Genomic DNA, 19,572 nt, shown 5'->3' on the forward strand with positions numbered 1-19,572 from the left:
CCGTTCTGGCCGATATTCGAAGGAGGAGGGGGATCGACCCATGCGATTTGTCCCGTACCGGCTCCGCCAGGGGGCGCACGCCGCCCTGCTGGCCCTGGCGGTGACCGTGGCCGCCGGCGCCGCGGCGCCGGGCCGGGCCGCTGCGGCCATCGGCCTTTCGACCCGCTTCCCCGGGGTGAGCGTCAAGCCCGGCCAGCGGGTGGACTTTTCGCTTGACGTGACGAACATCGGCCAGCCCGGCGGCCCGGTCGACCTCGCGGTGACCGAGGTCCCCAAGGGCTGGGAGACGCCCACCTTCCAGGGCGGCGGCTTCCGCGTCAACCAGGTGTACGTCGCCTCGGGCAAGAGCGAGTCGGTGAACCTGGCCGTGCGGGTGCCGGACAGCGTCCAGCCCGGCACGTACCGGGTCGTCGTCCAGGCCCGGGGCGGCGGCTCCGTGGCCACGCTTCCCCTGCAGCTCGTGATCAGCCAGGCCCGGGCGGCCGAGGCCCGGCTCACCACGGAGTACCCGGCGCTCGAGGGGCCCGCCGGGGCCACGTACCGGTTCCGGGTGGACCTCCGGAACGACGGCGACGCCAAGCAGCTCTTCAACCTGGCGGCCAAGGCGCCGGAGGGCTGGCAGGTCGTCTTCAAGCCTGCCTTCGACGACAAGCGCATCGCCAACGTGCCTGTCGAGGGCGGCAGCTCCCAGGGGATCGACGTCGAGGTGCAGGCGCCGCAGCAGGTGGCGGCCGGGACGTACCCGATCACCGTGTCGGCGTCCGCCGGCGGCGTGACCGCCACGCTCGACCTGTCCGTGAACATCGTCGGGAGCATGGAGATGGAGCTCACCACCCCGTCGGGCCGGCTGAACGCTGAGGCCACGGCCGGCCGCGAGGCCCGCGTGGCGCTCCTGGTGAAGAACACGGGCACGGCGCCCCTGGAGAACATCAGCTTCTCCTCGTCCGCGCCGCCCAACTGGTCGGTGAAGTTCGACCCGGAGACCCTGGTGTCGGTCCCCCCGGGCGAGTCCCGACAGGTGACGGCCATCATCCGAACGGATAGCCGGGCGATCGCCGGCGACTACGTGGTCTCCCTGACCGCCTCGACCCGGGGCGCGTCGGACACCGTCGACCTGCGCACGACCGTCCTGACCTCCACGGCCTGGGGGGTCACGGGCGCCGGGATCATCGTGCTGGTGGCGCTCGGGGTGAGCTGGGTCTTCAAGAAGTACGGCCGGAGGTAGGGAGCCATGCCGGACGCGGTGATCGAGGCCCGTGGCCTCACCAAGCGGTACGGCGACCTCACGGCCGTCAGCGACCTGAACCTGGAGATCCGCGAGGGCGAGGTCTTCGGCCTGCTGGGCCCCAACGGAGCCGGCAAGACCACGACGATCCTCATGCTGCTGGGCCTGACCGAACCGACCGCCGGCACGGCCCGGGTGGCGGGGTTCGATCCGACCCGGCAGCCGCTGGAGGTCAAGCGGGTCACGGGGTACCTGCCGGACAACGTGGGCTTCTACGACGACATGACCGGCCGCCAGAACCTGCTCTACACGGCGGCGCTGAACGGCCTGCCCCGCGGCGAGGCGGAGAGCCGCATCGAGCGCCTGCTGGAGCGGGTCGGGCTCGCGGAGGCGGCGGACCGGCGGGTCGGTACCTACTCCCGGGGCATGCGCCAGCGCCTCGGGCTGGCGGACGTGCTGCTGAAGGAGCCCCGGGTGGTCATCCTCGACGAGCCCACGCTCGGTCTGGACCCGAAGGGCGCCCAGGAGTTCCTCGTCCTCATCCGCACCCTGGCGACGGAGGAGCGCCGGACCGTGCTCCTCTCCTCCCACCTGCTGTACCAGGTTCAGCAGATCTGCGACCGGGTCGGGATCTTCGTCCGGGGGCGGATGCTGGCAGAGGGGCCCATCGAGGAGCTGGCGGACCGCATCCTCGGCCACGAGCCGCTCCTGGTCGAGATGGAGCTGCAGCCTGCCCCGGCCGCGGCCGTTGACGCCATCCGCTCCGTGGCGGGCGTCGAGTCCGTCGAGGAGGACGGGCGGCTGCTCCTGGTGCGGGCCGGCCGGGACGTCCGGGCCGACCTGGTCCGGGCGGCCACGGCCGCCGGCGCCGGCGTGGTGCACCTGCGCCAGAGGGGCCGGACCCTCGACGAGGTTTACCGCCGTTACTTCCAGGCGGATGGGGGTGAGTACGGCCATGACGACGCCCGTTCGCCGCTGGCCGCTAAGGGCGCTTGACCGCCTCCGGGCGATCGGCCAGGCCGGCGGGACCGGCCGGGCCGGCGCGGGGGCGGTCCCCCGGGCCGAGGCCCGCGAGGAGCCGGCCCGGCGTCTCCCCGCCGGGCTCTGGGCGGTGTTCCTGAAGGAGCTGGGCGACCACGTCACGAGCTGGCGCTTCATCATCTTGACCGGGCTCGTGGCGGTCGCCGGGCTGGCGGCGACCTACGTGGCCTCGCTCACCATCCGTGGGGCGGTGGCGGGCTCCGGCACGCCCGACTTCGTCTTCCTTCGCCTCTTCACAGCGTCCGACGGGCGGCTGCCGCCCTTCACCGCTTTCGTCGGCTTCCTGGCGCCGCTGTTCGGGCTGGCGCTCGGGTTCGACGCCATCTCCGGCGAATTCAACCGGCGGACGCTCAGCCGGCTGCTCGCCCAGCCGATCCACCGCGACGCGGTCATCCACGGGAAGTTCCTGGCCGGCGTGGCCACCGTCGGCGCCATGCTGCTCGCCCTGTGGCTGGTGGTGGCCGGCCTGGGGCTGTCGATGATCGGGGTGCCGCCGACCGGCGAGGAGGTCCTCCGCCTCCTCATCTTCCTGGCCGTCACCGTGGTCTACGTGGCCTTCTGGCTCGCCCTGGCGATCCTGTTCTCGATCGTGTTCCGGCAGTCGGCCACCTCCGCCCTGGCGGGGATCGCCGTGTGGCTCTTCTTCGCCGTCTTCGGCTCGCTCCTGGCCGGCCTGGTGGCCGACTCCCTGGTGCCGATGCCCCAGGACGCGCCCGCCGAGGTGGTCCTGCGCCACGAGCAGGTCCGGCAGGCGCTCGGCCGCCTGTCGCCCGTGACGCTGTACGACGAGGCGGTCGTCACCCTGCTGACGCCCTCGGTGCGGACGCTGGGGCCGGTGCTGCTCGAGCAGGTCGTCGGGGCGATCCAGGGCAACCTGCCGCTCGGCCAGAGCGTGCTACTGATCTGGCCCCACCTGACCGGGCTCGTGGCGGCGACGATGATCTGCTTCGCCCTGTCCTACGTGCTGTTCATGCGGCGCGAGATCCGGGCGTAGGTCGGGCGTCCGGCCGTCGCCTGGCCACGCCCCGGGGTGCAGCCCCTCGGCACCCGTGGGCACCCGTCCGCGATCCCGGGGGGCTCTCTTCGCTGGCGGCCGCCGCCCGGGTGCCGGGGGCGGCCGTTCCAGCTCCGCAGGGGAGCCGCTCCCGCAGGCGAAGGGAGAGAGGAAAACCTCGCGCCCGCCCCTGCGGGACGCGAAAGGGAGGCCCAGGTCGATGGAGACCAACCGGGTGAAGCGGCAGCTGCAGGTGGGGACCCCGAGCATCGGCACCTGGCTGACGGTGCCCAGCCCCTTCGTGGCGGAAACGCTGGCCGCGGCCGGCTTCGACTGGCTCACCGTGGACATGGAGCACTCGCCCTTCGACTGGCACACCGCTGCGCTCATGTTCATGGCGGTGCGGTCGCAGGGCGGCGTCCCCCTCGTCCGCATCCCCTGGAACACGGGGGAGAACATCAAGCGGGCGCTGGATTACGGCGCCTGGGGGATCGTCGTGCCGATGGTGAACTCCCGCGAGGAGGCGGAGGCGGCCGTGGCCGGCGCGAAGTACCCGCCCCAGGGGATCCGGAGCGTCGGCGGGGCGCGCCACGCCCTGAGCTTCGCCGCCAAGCCGGCCGAGTACTTCGCCCGGGCGAACGACGAGATCCTGGTCGTCCTGCAGATCGAACACATCCGGGCCGTCGAGAACGTCGACGCCATCGTCTCGGTGCCCGGCGTCGACGCCGTGTTCATCGGCCCGAACGACCTCGCCGCCTCCATGGGGCTGCCGCCCGGGTACGAGCGGGACGAACCGCAGGTCGTCCAGGCGATCCGGCACGTGCGGGAGCGGGCCGCCGCGCACGGTGTGGCGGCCGGGATCCACTGCAGCGACGGGGCTGCGGTCGCCCGACGGGTGGAGGAGGGGTTCCGGCTCCTGGCGCTGGGGAGCGACGGCCGCCTCCTGACCCAGGCCGCCGTCGAGCAACTCCGGCGGGCGCGGCGGGAGCCCGTTTGAGCGCCCGGCCACACGGCCCTTACTCCACCCGGTCCACGCGGACCCGGTGCCCGCGCGCCTGCCGGAGCGCCGCCGGGTCGCCATCGAGCCGGCCGAACACCGCCACCGGGCTCGCCGGGCGGATCTCGCCGGGGCCGCTCACGGGGGTCGGTCCGTAGAAGCGGCACACCGCCCGGCCGGGAGGCCCGTAGCCCACGTCCCCGGCGTCGACGGTCTCCTGGGTCTTCCCGGGTTCGACGTTCACCTCCGCCGGTGTTATCGTCGGATCGCCATCTCCGATAATAGCCGTGGGCAGACCCATACCGACCGTGGACCGCCAACGACGCTCACGACGGGGGGTCGGGCATGATCCGGGCACTCATGGCAGGACCGGAGGGCGTGCGGGAGGTGGAGCCCGCCTCGCTGGGGGAGGTCCTGCGGCAGCTCGCCGGGGACCAGCCTCTGGGGCGGGGCGGGACCGGCGGCCCCTTTCTCTGGGTCGACCTGGACGCTCCCACGGGCGAGGAATGGGAACTCCTGACCGGCGTGTTCCGCTTCCACCCCCTGGCTGTCGAGGACTGCCAGAGCTTCACGGAGCTGCCCAAGCTCGACGTGTACCCGGACTACCTCTTCATCGTGCTGCACCAGGTCGAGCCGGCCGGGACGAGGCGGGTGCGGCGGGACGAGCTGGACGTGTTCCTCGGCCCGCGCTACCTCGTGACGGTCCACGTCGACCCGGTGGAGGTGGTCGGCAAGCAGTGGGAGCGGGAGCGCCAGGGGAAGGGCGCGCTCGCCCAGGGAGCCGACATGCTGTTCCACGCCCTCGCCGACGCCCTCGTCGACCAGTACATCCCGGTGCTCGAGGGGCTGCAGGACCGCCTGGAGGAGATGATCACGGGCCTTCTCGACGAGTCCCCGCACCCCCGGCTGCCCCGGGTCACCCTGGCCATCCGCCGCCAGCTGCTGCGCCTGCGCCACAGCCTGGAGCCGCAGCGGGAGGTGTTCGCCCGGCTGGCCCAGCGGTCGACCCCCTTCGTCTCCGAGCGCGCCCGGGAGTACCTGCGGGACGTCCACGACCACTCGGACCGCCTCGTGGGGCTCCTGGCGCTCAACCGGGAGCTCGTGACCTATGCCGTCGACCTGTACCTGGCCCTCGGCAACAACCGGATGAACGCGATCGTCCAGCGCCTCACCATCGTCACCACGATCTTCATGCCGCTGACACTCATCACCGGCATCTACGGGATGAACTTCCGCTTCATGCCCGAACTCGAGCATCCGTACGGTTACCCGGCGGTGCTCGCCCTCATCGCAGCGCTCGGCATCGGTCTCTACCTGTACTTCTGGCGCAGGGGCTGGTTGGAGCCCGTACCGATCCCCCCTAGGCGAAGACGGCCGGATCGAGGTCCGGAAAGCAGGCATCCTCCTCTTCCACCTGGCGAAGCCAGTCGGGGTCGGGCCGGCGGCCCGCCGTCAGGTCCTCGTACAGACGGGTGAACCGCCCCAGGTGAAGGTGGAGCCGCCGGCGCGCGTACTCCACCTGGGTGCCGCTGCGCAGGATGAACGGCCAGTCGCTGGCCTGCGCCAGGAGTACCTCCCGGCCGGCCTGCCGCAGGGCCCGGTGCAGGAGCGCGTCCCGCGGCGCACGCGCGTGGCGCCTCACCAGTTCCGCCATCCGGGCACTCGTGTGGTGGAGATGGCGCCACACCCAGTGGTTGGGGCCGGAGAGCCAGAAGTCGCAGTACCCGCCGTAACCCCAGCTGGACAGGGGCGGCTCAACCCGCTCGACCGGCGGGTGGGCGGCAAGGTACGCGCCCGGGGTGGTGAAACCCCACACGGACTGCTCACAGGCCGCCCTGCGGGCCACGTGCTCCAGCCACACGGGGCCCTCGAACCACCAGTGCCCGAACAGCTCCGCGTCGTAGGGCGCGACGATCAGGGGCGGCCGGTGAAGGCGCGCGGCGAGGTACTCGACCTGGCGTTCCCGGCACCAGACGAAGTGGCCGGCGTGGCGGACTGCGGTCTGGTGGGCCGCCCCCGGATCGTAGATCGCCTTGTGGTCAGTCGGGCCGGTGATGCGGAAGTACTTGATCCCCGTCGCCACCCGGTGTCCGTCCGGGTGGACGTACGGCCGGACGTACTCGAGGTCGAGGTCGAACCCCACGTCGCGGTAGTACTCCCGGTAGGCGTAGTCGCCCGGATAGCCCTCCCGGGCCGACCAGACCTGCCGCGAGGTCTCCGGGTCGCGCCCCAGGGCCGCGACCCCGTCGCCGATCCACACCGGGGCGTACGCGCCGGCGCTCGGAGCCGGCCGGGCGCCGGTGAGGCCGTGGGTCTCGAGCACGACGTACCGGACGCCCTCCGCCGCCAGCACGGTCTCCAGGCCCGGGTAGTAGCCGCACTCGGGCAGCCAGAAGCCGGCCGGGGGGTGGCCGAAGAACCGCCGGAACTCGGCCACCGCGACCGCCACCTGGGCCCGGACGGCCTCCGGCCGCACGGCGAGGAGCGGCAGGAACCCGTGCGTGGCCGCGCAGGTGAGGAGCTCGATCCGGCCGGCGCCGGCCAGGTCCCGCAGCGCCCCGGTCAGGTCCCCGCCCAGGCGCCGCCACTGCCGGCGGCGGCGCCGCAGCAGGTGCTGGTACATCTGCGCCACGGCGTGGATCTCGCCGTCGCCGGCGGTGCGGGCCACCTCGCGGTCGGCGAGCTCGATCAGGGCATCGAGGTGCGCCTCGTAGCGCCGGCGCAGGAGCGGGTCGGCGAGCATGTTGAGCAGGGTGGGGCTGACCGACAGCGTGAGCACGAACGGCACCCCGTCCGCCCCGAGGTGCTCCAGCACCTCCAGGAGCGGCAGGTAGCACTCCGTGATGCCGTCGTAGAGCCACCGCAGCTCCAGGGCGTGCGGGTCCTCCGGGTGGCGCATGTACGGAAGGTGGGCGTGGAGGATCAGGGCCACGTACCCCTGGCGGTCCGGGGGAGGAGTCAACGCGTTCACGAGCGGGCCCCCCGCTGCCCCCACGGCGACCCCGGGGCCGGACCCGGGGACCAGACCGCGTGCAGGCCGCCGGCCCCGGGCCACGCGGCGGCAGCGGCCGGCTGACCGGCCGCTGCCGCGGGCGTCCACGCCGGGGCCGAGGGGAGCTCCGGCGTGCGAACCACCTCCGACCGGGCGAGTGGGTACCAGGCGCCGCCGGGGCCGGCGCGCCCGACCTCGACGGCGTACCGCCGGCCGGGGCGGGCTTCGACCCACCAGTGGTCGTGCGTGTCCTCGAGAGCGAATTCCTGGACGATGCCGCTGTCCACGTCGTGGATTCGCAACACCCGCCGGGTTGCACCGAACCCGGGTCCCAGCCGGGCTGCCAGGGCGGGTTCGGCTCCACCGGTGAGTTCCCAGTAAGCGTACAGCTGGAACGGGTCCTTGACCATCGCCACGACCTCGTCGACGCCGTAGCGCGAGGGAAGGGGGGCAGGCTCCGCCGCCACCTCCAGCCGCGTCGCCCGGGCCTCCCGGAGGGCGGCCTCGGGGGGCCGCCCCGCGCTCGCCGCGGCCTTCCCGGCGTGCGCCGGCGGTCGCCGGCGGGTCCCGGCGAAGAGGCACAGCGCCAGCGCGGCGGCCAGTGCGAAGAGCAGGAGAAGCCACGGCACGTTCGGTCCCCCCCGACACACGACCGTATAGTCTGCCTCTTGCCGCTGCGTCCATGCGGCGCCCGCGCGAACGGCCGGCGGGGGCGCGCCCAGGAGGGGTGCGCCCGCGCGGCTCGAACTCTCCATCAAGGACGCGACACCCGGGACCGTCTCCATCCCCCGCGACCGGGCGCTGCCTCCGGCCGCCGGGCGCTACACGAAAGCGTACACGTACACGGAGGTAGGGACCGTGGGGACGTGCGCACTCTTCATCGATTATGAAAACGTCTGGAAGAGCCTGCGCGGGCTCAACCTCCCCCTCGGCCACCGGGAACTGGCAGAGCTGTTCCGGTCCGAGGCGGCCCGGTACGGCGAACTGGTCTATGCCCGGGCCTACGCCCCCTGGGACCTCTTCCCGGAGGCCATGGCGATCCTGGACCGGCACGACATCAAGCCCGAGTACGTCGAGGGAGGCCGCAAGGACAACGCCGACCTGGTCATGAGCCTGGCCATCCAGGAGTTCCTGCGGGTGCCCGGCCGGGACGCCGGCACGTTCATCCTGGTGACCGGGGACGGGGACTTCGTGCATGTGATCCGGCTGCTGCAGCAGGAGCGCAAGCGGGTCGTCGTGTGGGGCGTGGAGGGGTCGATCTCCGCGCGCCTCGTCCACCGGGTGGCCGAGGTGGCCCGGCTCCAGGACCTGCTGCAGCGGCGGGGCCTCCTGCCCGGCGCATCACCGGGCGGCGAGCGTGACCGGAGCTTCGAGAGCCAGTGGGAGCTGGCCACACGGGCCCTCGTGCTGCGGGCCGAGGCGGTGATGCTGCGCAAGGGCTGGGTTCAGGTTCCGTTCCTGACGCTGCTGCACGAGATGTCGGTCAGCACCGTGTTCGGTCGCGACAGCGAGGAGCGCCGCCTCCTCATCGTCCGGTGTCTGGAGGCCGGCATCCTGGAGACCAAGAAGCAGCCCAACCCGAAGCGCCCGGGGACCGAGACGACCTTCATCCTCCTGAAGAAGGACCACCCGCTCGTGGCCTCGACGCTGCGCTGTACGCACCGGATCATCGGCCATCTGCGGGAGATCCTGGCCAAGAGCGCCGGCGTGCGCGCCGTTCCCCTGGGGATGCTGCGCGAGCGCGTCGCCGGCGATCCGGAGCTCGCCGCGGGCGCGGACGGGAAGGACCGCCTCCGGGCGCTCCTGGACGTGTGTGCCGCGGAGGGAATCCTGCGGGTCGAGGAAGCGGACGGCGCCGAGCCGCGGCTTCTCCTGGCACCCGACCACCCCCTCGTCGAGGAGGTCGTGCCCGGCGAGGACCTGACCCCGGTCCTGCGCCGCCTGGCGCTGATCATCGACCACTACCTCACCCGCACGGGCTACCTCTGGATGTCGATGGGGCTCCTGCGCCAGGGGCTCGCGGTGGTCGGCCAGGAGACGATGGAGCGGGCGATCCGGCTGGCGGCGGAGACCGGGGTGATCGTGGTCCGCCAGCAGCCGAACCACTTCGGCTCCCGGCCGACCACCGGCGCCTACCTGCGGTACGACCACCCGCTGGTCGGGGAGACCCTGGAGGCCCGGGACCGCCTCCTGCAGGTTCTGGCGGAGCTGTTCGAACACCGGGACGTGGTTCCGGCCGAGGTCCTGGAGCGCCGTCTCCGGGAGGCCGACCTGCCGTCGGCCGCGGGCGACCCCGCCGGCATGTGGCTGGACGTGTTCCTGGCGCACCAGATCCTCGTGCGTAGCCCCGGGCCCGCCGGGGAACCGGGGTACGCCGTGCAGCGGCAGCATCCCGTGCTGGTGAAACACCTGCGGAGCCAGGTCTGACCGGGACCCGGCGATTCCCCCGAAGGATGGACCCGCCCGTCGTTGACGGGCGGGCACAACATTATGCCATGGACGGTGGCGAACCGCCAGCAAGTCACGATGAAATGCAGTAAGTTGACCATGAATCGACAACCTGTCTATAATGAGTCCAGTCTGGAACGATACTCGTTATCAAAGTCTCCCAACCCGTTCCCTCGCGTCCCGGCGGCCGGACGGCGGGCCGTGTGCGGCGACTCGCACCGTGCTGGCACCTCCGATCGCCGGGAATGCTAACCGGAGGGGCCTTCCCGCAAGGAGGGACGCGCCATGCTGACCCTGGACGAACAGGCCCTGGCTCCGTACACCACCGTCCGCCGCGTGCTGGCGCCGGACGGGACGCCGGTGGGTCCCGAGCCGGAGCTCACGTCCGATCAGCTTCTCACGATATACCGGTGGCTGGTCTTCCTGCGCACCCACGACCAGCGCCTGCTGACCCTGCAGCGCCAGGGCCGCCTCGGCACGTTCGCGCCCCTGAGCGGCCAGGAAGCGAGCCAGGTCGGCAGCGCCTTCGCCCTCGAGCCCCAGGACTGGCTCTTCCCCACCTACCGGGACCACGGGGCGATGATGGTGCACGGCGTGCCCGAGGTGAACGTCATCCGCTACTTCATGGGCGACGAGTGGGGCGGCCGGGCGCCGGACGGCGTGCGCGTGTTCCCCATCTCCATCCCCATCGCCACCCAGCTCCTGCACGCCGCGGGAGCCGCCTGGGCGGGGAAGATCAAGGGCGAGCGGTGGGTCGCCATCGGGTACGCCGGGGATGGCGGCACGTCCCCCGGGGACTTCCACGAGGCCCTCAACATCGCCTCGGTGTTCGAGCTGCCGGTCGTCTTCTTCATCCAGAACAACCGCTACGCCATCAGCGTGCCCCTGGCCCGGCAGATGAAGTCCCGGACCATCGCCCAGCGGGCGGTCGCCTACGACATCCCCGGCGTCCGGGTCGACGGCCAGGACGTGCTGGCGGTGTACAGCGTGGTCCAGGAGGCCGTGGACCGGGCTCGCTCGGGGGGCGGCCCCACGCTCATCGAGTCCCTGACCTATCGCTACGGCCCGCACACCACCTCGGACGACCCGAAGCGCTACCGCCCCGAGGCCGAGGTGAGCGAGTGGCAGCAGCTCGACCCCATCGAGCGGATGCGGCGCTACCTCGTCCTGCGGGGCCTGTGGGACGAGGGCCGGGAGGAGGAGCTGCAGAACCAGGTCCGGGAGCAGGTGGCCGCCGCGGTGGCCGAGGCCGAGGCGATGGGTCGCCCGGATCCGGCCGCCATCTTCGACTACGTCTACGAGAAGCCCACCCCGCGGCTGGAGGCCCAGAAGGCGCAGCTCCTCGAGCGCCTGGCCCGCCGGCAGAAGGAGGCGGCCGCCCGTGCCTAAGTGGAACATGGTCCAGGCCCTGCAGAACGCCCTCCGGGTGGCGATGCAGCGCGACCCCGCCGTGGTGGTCCTGGGCGAGGACGTGGGGGTCAACGGCGGCGTCTTCCGGGTCACCGACGGCCTCTACCAGGAGTTCGGGCCGGAGCGCGTGATCGACACGCCGCTCGCCGAGGCGGCGATCCTCGGCACGGCCATGGGCATGGCCGTCGCCGGCCTCAAGCCGGTGGCCGAGATCCAGTTCGACGGCTTCGTCGCCCCCGCGCACGAGCACCTGGTGAACCACATCGCCCGGGTGCGGTGGCGCAGCCGCGGCCGGTTCTCGGCCCCGATGGTCATCCGTGTCCCCTCCTTCGGCGGCATCCGGGCGCTCGAGCACCATTCCGAGAGCATCGAGGCGTGGTACGTGCACACGCCGGGGCTCAAGGTGGTCGTCCCCTCGACGCCGTACGACGCCAAGGGCCTGCTCCTGGCGGCCATCGAGGACCCGGACCCGGTGCTGTTCCTCGAGCCCAAGCGCCTCTACCGGGCCTTCCGGGAGGAGGTCCCGGAGGAGTACTACACGGTGCCGATCGGCCCGGCCCGGGTGGTGCGCGAAGGCCGCCACGTGTCCCTCTTCACGTACGGCTCCATGGTACCGGTGGCGATCGAGGCGGCCGACCGGGCACGTGAGCAGGGGGTGGAGGTGGAGGTCATCGACCTCCGCACCCTCAGCCCGCTGGACGAGGAGACGATCACGGCCTCCGTGCGGAAGACGGGCCGGGCGGTCGTGCTGAACGAGGCCCCCCGGCAGGCCGGCCTGGCCGCCGAGATCGCCGCCACCATCAACGACCGGGCGCTCCTGTACCTGGAGGCGCCGGTCGAGCGGGTCACGGGCTACGACACCCCCATGCCGTACCTGCTGAACGAGGACCTGTACCTGCCCGATGCCGACCGGGTCCTGGAAGCGATCACGGCCGTCCACGCATACTAGGCCACAGTCCGGGAGGCAGGCGTCATGGCATACGAGTTCCGCCTCCCCGACGTCGGGGAGGGCCTGCACGAGGCCGAGATCGTGCGCTGGCTCGTGAAGGAGGGGGACATGGTCGCGGAAGACCAGCCCCTCGTCGAGGTGCAGACGGACAAGGTCACCACGGAGATCCCGTCGCCCGTGGCCGGCCGCGTGGTCCGGCTCGCGGGCCAGCCCGGCGACGTGGTCGAGGTCGGCAGCGTCATCGTCGTGCTGGAACCGGTGGGGGCCGCCGCGCCCGCGGCCGAGCCGGCACCCGGGGCCGCTGCCGTGGCACCGGTGAACGGCGCGGCGGCCGCCCCGCGGGACGGTGAGCCGCTCTCGCCCCCGGCTCCGTCGGTCCCCGGTGCCGTCCCGGCGGGCCGTCCCATCGCCACCCCGGCCATCCGGCGGCGGGCGCGGGAGATGGGCATCGACCTGCGCCAGGTGCGCGGCACGGGACCCGCCGGGCGGATCACCGCGGCCGACCTGGAGGCCGTCGCCGCCGGGCGGGGGGTCGCCGCGGCGGCACCGGCCGCTCCAGCCCTGGTTGCCACTGCCCCGGAAGCACCGGCCGTTCAGACCCCCGCCGCCCCCGCCGCGGCGGCCCCCGCCGGCGAAGCCCAGGCCCCTGCTGCCGGCCCTCGGCCCGGTCAGCGGCTGCCGCTGCGGGGCGTCCGCCGGGTGATCGCCGAGGCGATGGTGCGTTCCAAGCACACGGCGCCGCACGTCACCGTGATGGACGAGGTCGAGGTGAGCGCCCTCGTCGCCCTCCGGGAGGAGGCCCGCCGGCTGGCGGAGGCCCGGGGCGTGAAGCTCACCTACCTGCCCTTCGTCGTCAAGGCGGCCGTAGCGGCGCTGAGGGAGTTTCCCTACCTGAACGCCAGCCTCGACGACGAGCGGCAGGAGATCGTCCTCCACGACCACTACCACATCGGCATCGCCACCGACACCGACGGGGGCCTGATGGTGCCGGTCGTCAAGGATGCCGACCGCAAGCGGCTCATCGACCTGGCGGCGGAGATCGCCGGCCTGGCCGGGCGGGCCCGGGCGGGCAAGCTCAGCCTGGACGAGCTGAAGGGCAGCACGTTCACCATCAGCAACATCGGCACGGTGGGCGCGGGGGTCGTCTTCACCCCGGTGATCAATCACCCCGAGGTGGCCATCCTCGGGGTGGGGACGCTTGCCGAGAAGCCCGTCGTGAAGGACGGCGCCCTGGCCGTGGGCAAGGTCCTGCACCTGAGCCTGTCCTTCGACCACCGGGTGGTCGACGGCGCCATGGCCGGCCGGTTCCTGCGCCGGGTCATGGACCTCCTGGCCAACCCCACGATGCTCCTCCTGGAGATGATGTAGGCCGTGGTCATGGGGAGTCTGCGCACCCGCACGGAGGTGCTCATCATCGGCGGCGGGACCGGGGGGTACATCGCCGCCGAACACGCGGCCAAGCTGGGCAAGGAGGTCACGCTCGTCGAGGCGGACAAGCTGGGTGGCACCTGCCTGCACCACGGCTGCATCCCCTCGAAGGCGCTCATCAGCTCGGCCGACCTCGTGCACCGGTTGCGGGCGGCCGAAGACCGGGGCATCGTGGCCGCAGAGATCCGGGTCGACGGCCGGAAGCTGCAGGAGTGGAAGCAGAAGGTCCTGAACCGCCTGGAGAGCGGCATCAAGACCCTCATGAAGGGCGCCGACGTGAACGTCGTCCACGGCCGCGCCCGCCTCACAGGCCCCCGGGAGGCCGTGGTGGAGGGTCCGGACGGGGTGCAGACCTTCACCTTCGAGCAGTGCATCGTCGCGACCGGGTCGGTGGCGGCCGGGCTGCCGCACCTCCCCTTCGACGGGGAGAGGGTGCTCGACGCCGCCGCGGCCCTTGACCTCGCCGAACCGCCGGGGCGCCTGGTGGTGGTCGGCGGCGGGTACATCGGGCTGGAGCTCGGTATCCTCTACCGCAAGCTCGGCTCCGAGGTCACGGTGGTCGAGGCCACCGGCCAGCTCCTCCCCGGTACGGACCCCGACCTGGTGAACGTGCTGATGCGCAAGCTCCGCCGGCTCGGGGTGACGGTGCATCGGAACGCGCGGGCGGGGACCCTCACCGACGCCGGCCTCGAGGTGCAGCTCGAGGACGGGCGCGCCGAGGTGCTCCCCGCCGACAAGGTGCTGGTCGCCGTGGGGCGGCGGCCCAACACGGAGGGCCTCGGGCTCGAGGCGGCCGGGGTCGCGCTGGACGAGCGCGGCTTCGTCCGGGTCGACGAGCAGTGCCGCACCCGCGTGCCGCACATCTTCGCGATCGGCGACGTCGCCGGCGGGCCCCTCCTGGCCCACAAGGCCGGGCACCAGGGACGGGTGGCCGCCGAGGTCATCGCCGGCCGGCCCTCCGCTTGCGACTGGGCCGCCGTGCCGGCGGTGGTCTTCACCGATCCGGAGATCGCCTGGGCCGGGCTGAGCGAGTCGGAGGCCCGGGAGCGCGGGTACGAGGTGGCGGTCGGGAAGTTCCTGTACACGGCGTCCGGCCGGGCACTCACGCTCGGCGAGACGGACGGGCTGGTCAAGGTCGTCGCCGACCGGAACACCGGTCTCGTCCTGGGCATCCACCTCTGCGGCCCCGAGGTGTCCGAGCTGGCCGCCGAGGCCACCCTTGCCCTGGAGATGGGCGCGGTGGTGGAGGACCTGGCGTCGACCATCCACCCCCATCCCACTCTCTCCGAAGGGATCGCCGAGGCCTCCCTGGCGCTCGCCCGGGAGGCGATGGCCGCCGCCGCCCGGGAGGTCGCCCGGGCGCGGTAGCTGGGGTCCGGGAAGCGCGAGGCGACGGGACTTCGCGGCGGGCCAGGAGCGTTCGCCCTCAGGGCGGATTCCCGGCCCGGACGCCTTGTCCCGTCGCCATTCATCAGGATGCCCGTGTGCCGCCGGGGTCATACGCGCGACCTGGCCTTCCCGCCGCCCACCTGCCTCCCGTACCGCCCAGCGGTGCCCGGCCGAAATGAATACCCCTATAGGTATTTTGGGCGATGGCGGTCTAGGCCGTTCGACCAGTACAATCGGCTCGAACGATACCCCGCATGCATACGCACAGTGGGCGTCAGAACCGCCAGGGAGGAAGGACGACGATGCCCAGGCTGCTTGTGATCGGAGCAGGGACCGGCGGGCTCATGGTGGCCAACCACGTGGCACGCGCGCTGGAGCGAGAGCTGGCGGACGGGCGGGTCGCGATCACGGTCCTGTCCGACCGGGACACGTATTTCTACCAGCCCGGCCTGCTCTACGTGCCCTTCGACCTGATGCGCCCCTCGGAGCTCACGCGGCCCGTGCGGAGCCTGCTGCACCGGGGGATCCGCTTCGTGCACGACCGGGCGGAGCGGATCGACGCGGCGGCCCGTCGGGTGCAGACCCGGAGCGGCGCGACCCTGGACTATGACTTCCTGGTGCTCGCCACGGGCTCGGACGTCGACGTCGACAGCGTCCCGGGGCTCGCTGCCGGCGGGCACTGGTTCTACACGCTCGACGGCGCCCTGCGGCTGCGCGAGGCGTTGCGCCGGTTCCAGGGCGGCCGCCTGGTGATGGCCGTCGGGCTGCCCCACAAGTGTCCGGTGGCGCCCCTGGAGTTCACCTTCATGTTCGACGAGTGGACGCGGCGCCGCGGCATCCGGGACAAGACGGAGATCGTCTACACGTTCCCGATCAACCGGGCGCACAGCATCGAGGCCGTGGGCATCTGGGCGGCCGAGGAGTTCGAGCGGCGCGGGATTCAGCTCGAAACCTTCTTCAACCTGGAGGAGGTCGACCCCGACGCCCGGGAGGTGCGCAGCCTCGAGGGCACGTCCTTCCGGTACGACCTGCTGGTGGCCATTCCGCCCCACAAGGGCGACCGGGTGCACAAGGAGTCCGGGCTGGGCGAGCAGGGCAACTGGCTGCCCACGGACCGCCACACCCTCAACCTCAAGGACCACCCGGAGATCTTCGTGGTCGGCGACGCCACGAACCTGCCGGTGTCCAAGGCGGGGTCGGTCGCCCACTTCGAGGCCGAGGTCGTGGCGGAGAACCTCATCAACCTCCTCACCGGCGAGCCGCCGTCGCACCTCTACGACGGCAAGGTGTTCTGCTTCCTCGAGGCCGGGCTGGACAAGGCCACCTTCATCCAGTTCGACTACGACCACCCGCCGGTCGTCGCCCCGCCCACCCAGGCGGTTCACTGGTTCAAGCAGACATACAACCGGGTGCACTGGCTGAACCTGCAGGCCATCGTCTAGGTCAGGCGATCTCCGCCGGGCCGGCACCCCAGGGAGGCGCACGCCCCATGGAAGAGCGCGAAGTGCAATCGACCCCGACCGGGCTGGCCGCCGAGCTGGCGACGGTCGCCGAAGCCGCCCGGGCCGCCGCCACCCCGGCGATGGTGGACCGGCTCGCGGTGATGGCGGAGCGGGCCGTCACCGCCCTCGACGTCCTGGCGAGCCCGGAGGTCCTCGATCTCCTGGTGCAGCTCAAGGCCGCGGCCCCGGCCCTGAACCGGGCGCTGGGGCGCCTGGTGCCCCTGATCGAGTCGGGCGGGCTGGACGACCTCCTGGACCTCGTCGAGGTCTTGCGGGCGGTCAAGGCCTCCGCGACCGATGGGATGATCGCCCGGGCCGGGGACAAGATCAACCGGGGCCTGGAGCTCCTCGACGCGATCATGCAGCTCAAGATCACCCACCGGCTGCCGGAGCTCCTGGCCGCCATCGACGACGCCGCCCGGGATGCGGAGCAGAACCAGGAGTTCCTCAGCCCGCTGGCCGTGCTGGCGGCGCCGCGGGAGAAGGAGATCCAGCACGTCATGCGGTTCATGCTGGCCCTCGCTCGCCGCCTGCCGGCCGCGTTGCAGTCGTAGGGAGGGCCGGGCCTGTTCCGAGCCTGCCGGCTGGGGCCCGGATGAGCCATTCGGTGCGCGGCAACGCCTGCGTTGCCGCGCACCGGCGCTTCGGAACACAGGACCGCCGCCGTACGGGGGGTCGGTATGGGGATGGCACGAAGCGGCCGGACCGAGTATAATTGAGAACGAGTATCGGGGCTGAAAGACATGCTCACCGGAGGGGAGGTGTGGCACGTTGGCGCGCCCCAGCCGCGAGGAGCGCTACCAGGAGCTCTGCGACGCCCTGGAGGCAGCGGGCCTGAAGCTGACCAATCAGCGCCGGGCCATCTGCGCCGCACTCGCCAGCATGACCACCCACCCCACCGTGTATGAGGTCCACGAGTACCTGCGCACGTACCACCCCACCGTCAGCCGGGCCACCGTCTACAACACCCTGACGGCCCTGCGGGACCTCGGGCTGGTGGCGGAGATCGGGCCGGCCGGGGACGGGGCGATGCACTACGAGCTCAATCCGGACCCGCACCTGAACCTGGTCTGCGTGCGCTGCCACCGCATCGTCGACCTGCCGGGGAGCCAGCTCCAGCTCGACTCCCTGGTCCGCAACTCCGGCTTCCGCGTCACCGGCGCGCGCCTGGCGCTGTACGGCTACTGTCCGTCGTGCCAGCGGCAGCTGGGGTGGGCGGTGGAGCAGGCGTCGCCGGCAGCCGACCCCTTCGCGGCCGAGCCTGCCGGTCACCCGCCTGCCGGCGCGAACGGCCAGGGCAGCCCGAACGGTCCCGGGGCAGGCGGCAAGCCCGCCCACCGCGTGCCGGCGCAGGTGCTCCTCCGGGCGGCGGCCCGCAGGAGCCCGATCAAGCTCCGGATGCGCTCCCGGCCGTCGTGATCCCGAAGCTTCACCGAAGTGCCGCACATACGGCTCTGTAACGGCCGCCCCACGCGGGCGGCCGTTGACGCGCACGGGACCCCGGCCCCGGGCCGGCGCGGCCGCGCCACTACAGCTCGTACAGCTCGCCGTACTTGTGGCGGAGGTAGAGGAGGTAAGGCTCGGGGTCGAGGTGCTGCCCGGTGGCCCGCTGGACAAGCTCGTCCGGGGTGAACTTCGCCCCGTGGGCGTGCACGTGCTCCCGCAGCCAGCCGAGGAGCGTGCCGAAGTCGCCCCGGCGCACCTGATCGGGGATCTCCGGGTGGGCCGCCCGCGCCGCATCCCACAGCTGCGCGCTGATCACGTTGCCGAGGGTGTAGCTCGGGAAGGTGGCGAAGCCCCCCCACGCCCAGTGGATGTCCTGCAGCGCGCCCTCGAGGTCGTCGGCGGGGGTGAGCCCCAGGTATGCCCGCATCTTCTCGGCCCAGGCACCGGGTACCTCGGCGGCCGGGAGGTCGCCGTCCAGGAGGGCGCGCTCGATCTCGAACCGCAGGATGATGTGCAGGTTGTACGTGACCTCGTCGGCATCCGTCCGGATGAGGCTGGGGCCTGCGGCGTTCACGAGCCGGTACGCCTCCTCCGGGCGGAGTTCGGCGAGAGCGGGGAAGTGCTGCCGGGCCCGGGGCAGGTAGTACTCCCAGAATTCCCGGGACCGCCCGACGAGGTTCTCCCAGAGGCGAGACTGCGACTCGTGGACCCCGCCGGAGGCGCCACCTGCCAGGGGGGTGCCCTCGAACTCGGCCGGGATGCCCTGGTTGTACAGGGCGTGGCCGCCTTCGTGCAGCACGGTGAATACCGTGTTGTGGAGGTTCAGGCCGTTCGGCCGCACGGTCAGGCGAACGTCGCCGACGGAGAACATCGTGGTGAACGGGTGGACCGACCGGTCGAGGCGGCCGCGGCGGAAGTCGAACCCGATGTCCCGGAGGAGGCTCTGGCACATCTCCCAGATGGCCCCTTCCGACCCGGCCGGCGCGACCACGCCTTCCGGACCCGGCCGGCGAGGCTTCTCCGCGATGGCCTGCACGAGCGGTACCTGCACTTCCCGCAGGCGGCCGAAGAGGCGCTCCAGCGCCCTTGTGGTCACCCCCGGCTCGCTCTGGTCGAGCAAGGCGTCGTAGCGCGTCTCCGCGTACCCGAGAGCCTCGGTGAGCTCGACTTCCAGGGCGACCAGGTCGGCGAAGGGGCCGGCGAAGGTGGCGAACCGGCGCTCCTCCCGGGCCTGGAGCCACGCGTCGAAGGCCCGGGTCCTGGCCCGGGAGAGGCGATGGACCAGGTCCTGCGGCACGCGCCGCGCCCGGTCGTACTCCCGGCGGGTCACCCGGATGAGGCTGGCCTCCGCGCTGCCCTGCTCGAGGCCCTTTGCCCAGCCGTCCAGCCGGTCCAGGAGTTCGCCGATGTCCGGGCGTGTGAAGCGCTCGTGCGCCACGCGTTCGAGGGTGGCCAGCTGCTCGCCCCGGGCGCTTGCGCCCCCCGGCGGCATGTAGCACTGCTGGTCCCACGAAAGCACCGCCGCGGCCCGCTGGAGATCGTCCACCTCCCGGAGGATCTCCAGCAATTTCCCGTACGCTTCCGGATGGCCTTGCGACACGTTCCCGCACTCCTTCTCTCTGTGCTGCGGGCCACGCGGCGCCGGCCCCCCCGAGGCGCGGCGCCGCGGTTGCCATGTCTAAGGTTCCTCGCCGGGCCCGCCCGTACCTTCCCGCGACCGCGGAGGTGCGTGCCCCATCCCGGCCGGCCCG

The 19,572-nt window shown here is 72.4% G+C and carries 17 protein-coding genes; 13 read left to right on the forward strand and 4 right to left on the reverse strand.

What is annotated here, in order from left to right; translation table 11 throughout:
* The first annotated feature begins 40 nt into the window (after positions 1–40).
* From caldi_RS16645 to caldi_RS16660, 4 genes are all read left to right on the forward strand, one after another.
* Positions 41–1,225: a COG1470 family protein gene (locus caldi_RS16645; protein WP_264842865.1), complete on the forward strand. Its 1,185-nt coding sequence runs from the start codon at positions 41–43 to the stop codon at positions 1,223–1,225.
* 6 nt (positions 1,226–1,231) lie between these two features.
* On the forward strand, positions 1,232–2,221 hold the full coding sequence (locus caldi_RS16650) for an ABC transporter ATP-binding protein (RefSeq protein WP_264842866.1): 990 nt from the start codon (positions 1,232–1,234) through the stop codon (positions 2,219–2,221).
* Entirely contained in the window at positions 2,181–3,260 is a 1,080-nt protein-coding gene (locus tag caldi_RS16655) for an ABC transporter permease (protein WP_264842867.1), read from the forward strand. Before caldi_RS16650 ends, caldi_RS16655 begins: the two co-directional genes overlap by 41 nt.
* Positions 3,261–3,480: 220 nt before the next feature.
* Positions 3,481–4,257, forward strand: a complete 777-nt coding sequence (locus caldi_RS16660; protein WP_264842868.1) for an HpcH/HpaI aldolase family protein — start codon at positions 3,481–3,483, stop codon at positions 4,255–4,257.
* 19 nt (positions 4,258–4,276) lie between these two features.
* On the opposite strand, the gene caldi_RS16665 is transcribed toward caldi_RS16660, so the two are convergent.
* Entirely contained in the window at positions 4,277–4,501 is a 225-nt protein-coding gene (locus caldi_RS16665; protein ID WP_264842869.1) for a cyclophilin-like family protein, read from the reverse strand.
* A gap of 101 nt (positions 4,502–4,602) precedes the next feature.
* Here caldi_RS16665 and corA point away from each other — a divergent pair, with 101 nt between their 5' ends.
* On the forward strand, positions 4,603–5,733 hold the full coding sequence (gene corA, locus caldi_RS16670) for a magnesium/cobalt transporter CorA (RefSeq protein ID WP_264842870.1): 1,131 nt from the start codon (positions 4,603–4,605) through the stop codon (positions 5,731–5,733).
* Here the strand turns inward: corA and caldi_RS16675 are convergent.
* Together caldi_RS16675 and caldi_RS16680 are read right to left on the reverse strand one after the other, a co-directional pair.
* On the reverse strand, positions 5,618–7,228 hold the full coding sequence (locus tag caldi_RS16675; protein WP_264842871.1) for a glycoside hydrolase family 57 protein: 1,611 nt from the start codon (positions 7,226–7,228) through the stop codon (positions 5,618–5,620). The two genes, corA and caldi_RS16675, sit on opposite strands and share 116 nt — an antisense overlap.
* Positions 7,225–7,878 carry a DUF4912 domain-containing protein gene (locus caldi_RS16680; RefSeq protein WP_264842872.1) on the reverse strand — a complete coding sequence of 218 codons (654 nt, stop codon included), beginning with the start codon at positions 7,876–7,878 and terminating at the stop codon, positions 7,225–7,227. The genes caldi_RS16675 and caldi_RS16680 overlap by 4 nt, the downstream gene beginning before the upstream one ends.
* 229 nt (positions 7,879–8,107) lie before the next feature.
* Between caldi_RS16680 and caldi_RS16685 the strand changes: the two genes are divergently transcribed.
* The 8 genes from caldi_RS16685 (at position 8,108) to caldi_RS16720 (ending at position 17,794) form a co-directional block, all read left to right on the forward strand.
* Entirely contained in the window at positions 8,108–9,676 is a 1,569-nt protein-coding gene (locus caldi_RS16685; protein WP_264842873.1) for an NYN domain-containing protein, read from the forward strand.
* Positions 9,677–9,982: 306 nt separating this feature from the next.
* The gene (gene pdhA, locus caldi_RS16690) at positions 9,983–11,086 is read left to right on the forward strand and encodes a pyruvate dehydrogenase (acetyl-transferring) E1 component subunit alpha (RefSeq protein ID WP_264842874.1); all 1,104 of its coding nucleotides are present in this window, start codon (positions 9,983–9,985) and stop codon (positions 11,084–11,086) included.
* Complete coding sequence (locus caldi_RS16695; RefSeq protein WP_264842875.1) at positions 11,079–12,056, forward strand: alpha-ketoacid dehydrogenase subunit beta; 978 nt, start codon at positions 11,079–11,081, stop codon at positions 12,054–12,056. The genes pdhA and caldi_RS16695 overlap by 8 nt, the downstream gene beginning before the upstream one ends.
* 24 nt (positions 12,057–12,080) lie before the next feature.
* The gene (locus caldi_RS16700) at positions 12,081–13,424 is read left to right on the forward strand and encodes a dihydrolipoamide acetyltransferase family protein (RefSeq protein WP_264842876.1); all 1,344 of its coding nucleotides are present in this window, start codon (positions 12,081–12,083) and stop codon (positions 13,422–13,424) included.
* Positions 13,425–13,433: 9 nt separating this feature from the next.
* The gene (gene lpdA, locus caldi_RS16705) at positions 13,434–14,852 is read left to right on the forward strand and encodes a dihydrolipoyl dehydrogenase (protein WP_264844837.1); all 1,419 of its coding nucleotides are present in this window, start codon (positions 13,434–13,436) and stop codon (positions 14,850–14,852) included.
* A gap of 323 nt (positions 14,853–15,175) precedes the next feature.
* Positions 15,176–16,315: an NAD(P)/FAD-dependent oxidoreductase gene (locus caldi_RS16710; RefSeq protein ID WP_264842877.1), complete on the forward strand. Its 1,140-nt coding sequence runs from the start codon at positions 15,176–15,178 to the stop codon at positions 16,313–16,315.
* Between the two features lie 47 nt (positions 16,316–16,362).
* Positions 16,363–16,929, forward strand: a complete 567-nt coding sequence (locus caldi_RS16715) for a hypothetical protein (protein ID WP_264842878.1) — start codon at positions 16,363–16,365, stop codon at positions 16,927–16,929.
* 217 nt (positions 16,930–17,146) lie between these two features.
* A complete protein-coding gene (locus caldi_RS16720; protein WP_264842879.1) occupies positions 17,147–17,794 on the forward strand; it encodes a Fur family transcriptional regulator in 648 nt (215 codons plus the stop codon).
* A 109-nt stretch (positions 17,795–17,903) separates the two neighbouring features.
* Here the strand turns inward: caldi_RS16720 and caldi_RS16725 are convergent, their stop codons facing one another.
* Positions 17,904–19,421: a carboxypeptidase M32 gene (locus caldi_RS16725; protein WP_264842880.1), complete on the reverse strand. Its 1,518-nt coding sequence runs from the start codon at positions 19,419–19,421 to the stop codon at positions 17,904–17,906.
* Positions 19,422–19,572: the final 151 nt, after the last annotated feature.

The sequence above is a fragment of the Caldinitratiruptor microaerophilus genome (assembly GCF_025999835.1).
In the GTDB taxonomy this organism is placed as follows: Bacteria; Bacillota; Sulfobacillia; order Symbiobacteriales; family ZC4RG38; genus Caldinitratiruptor; species Caldinitratiruptor microaerophilus.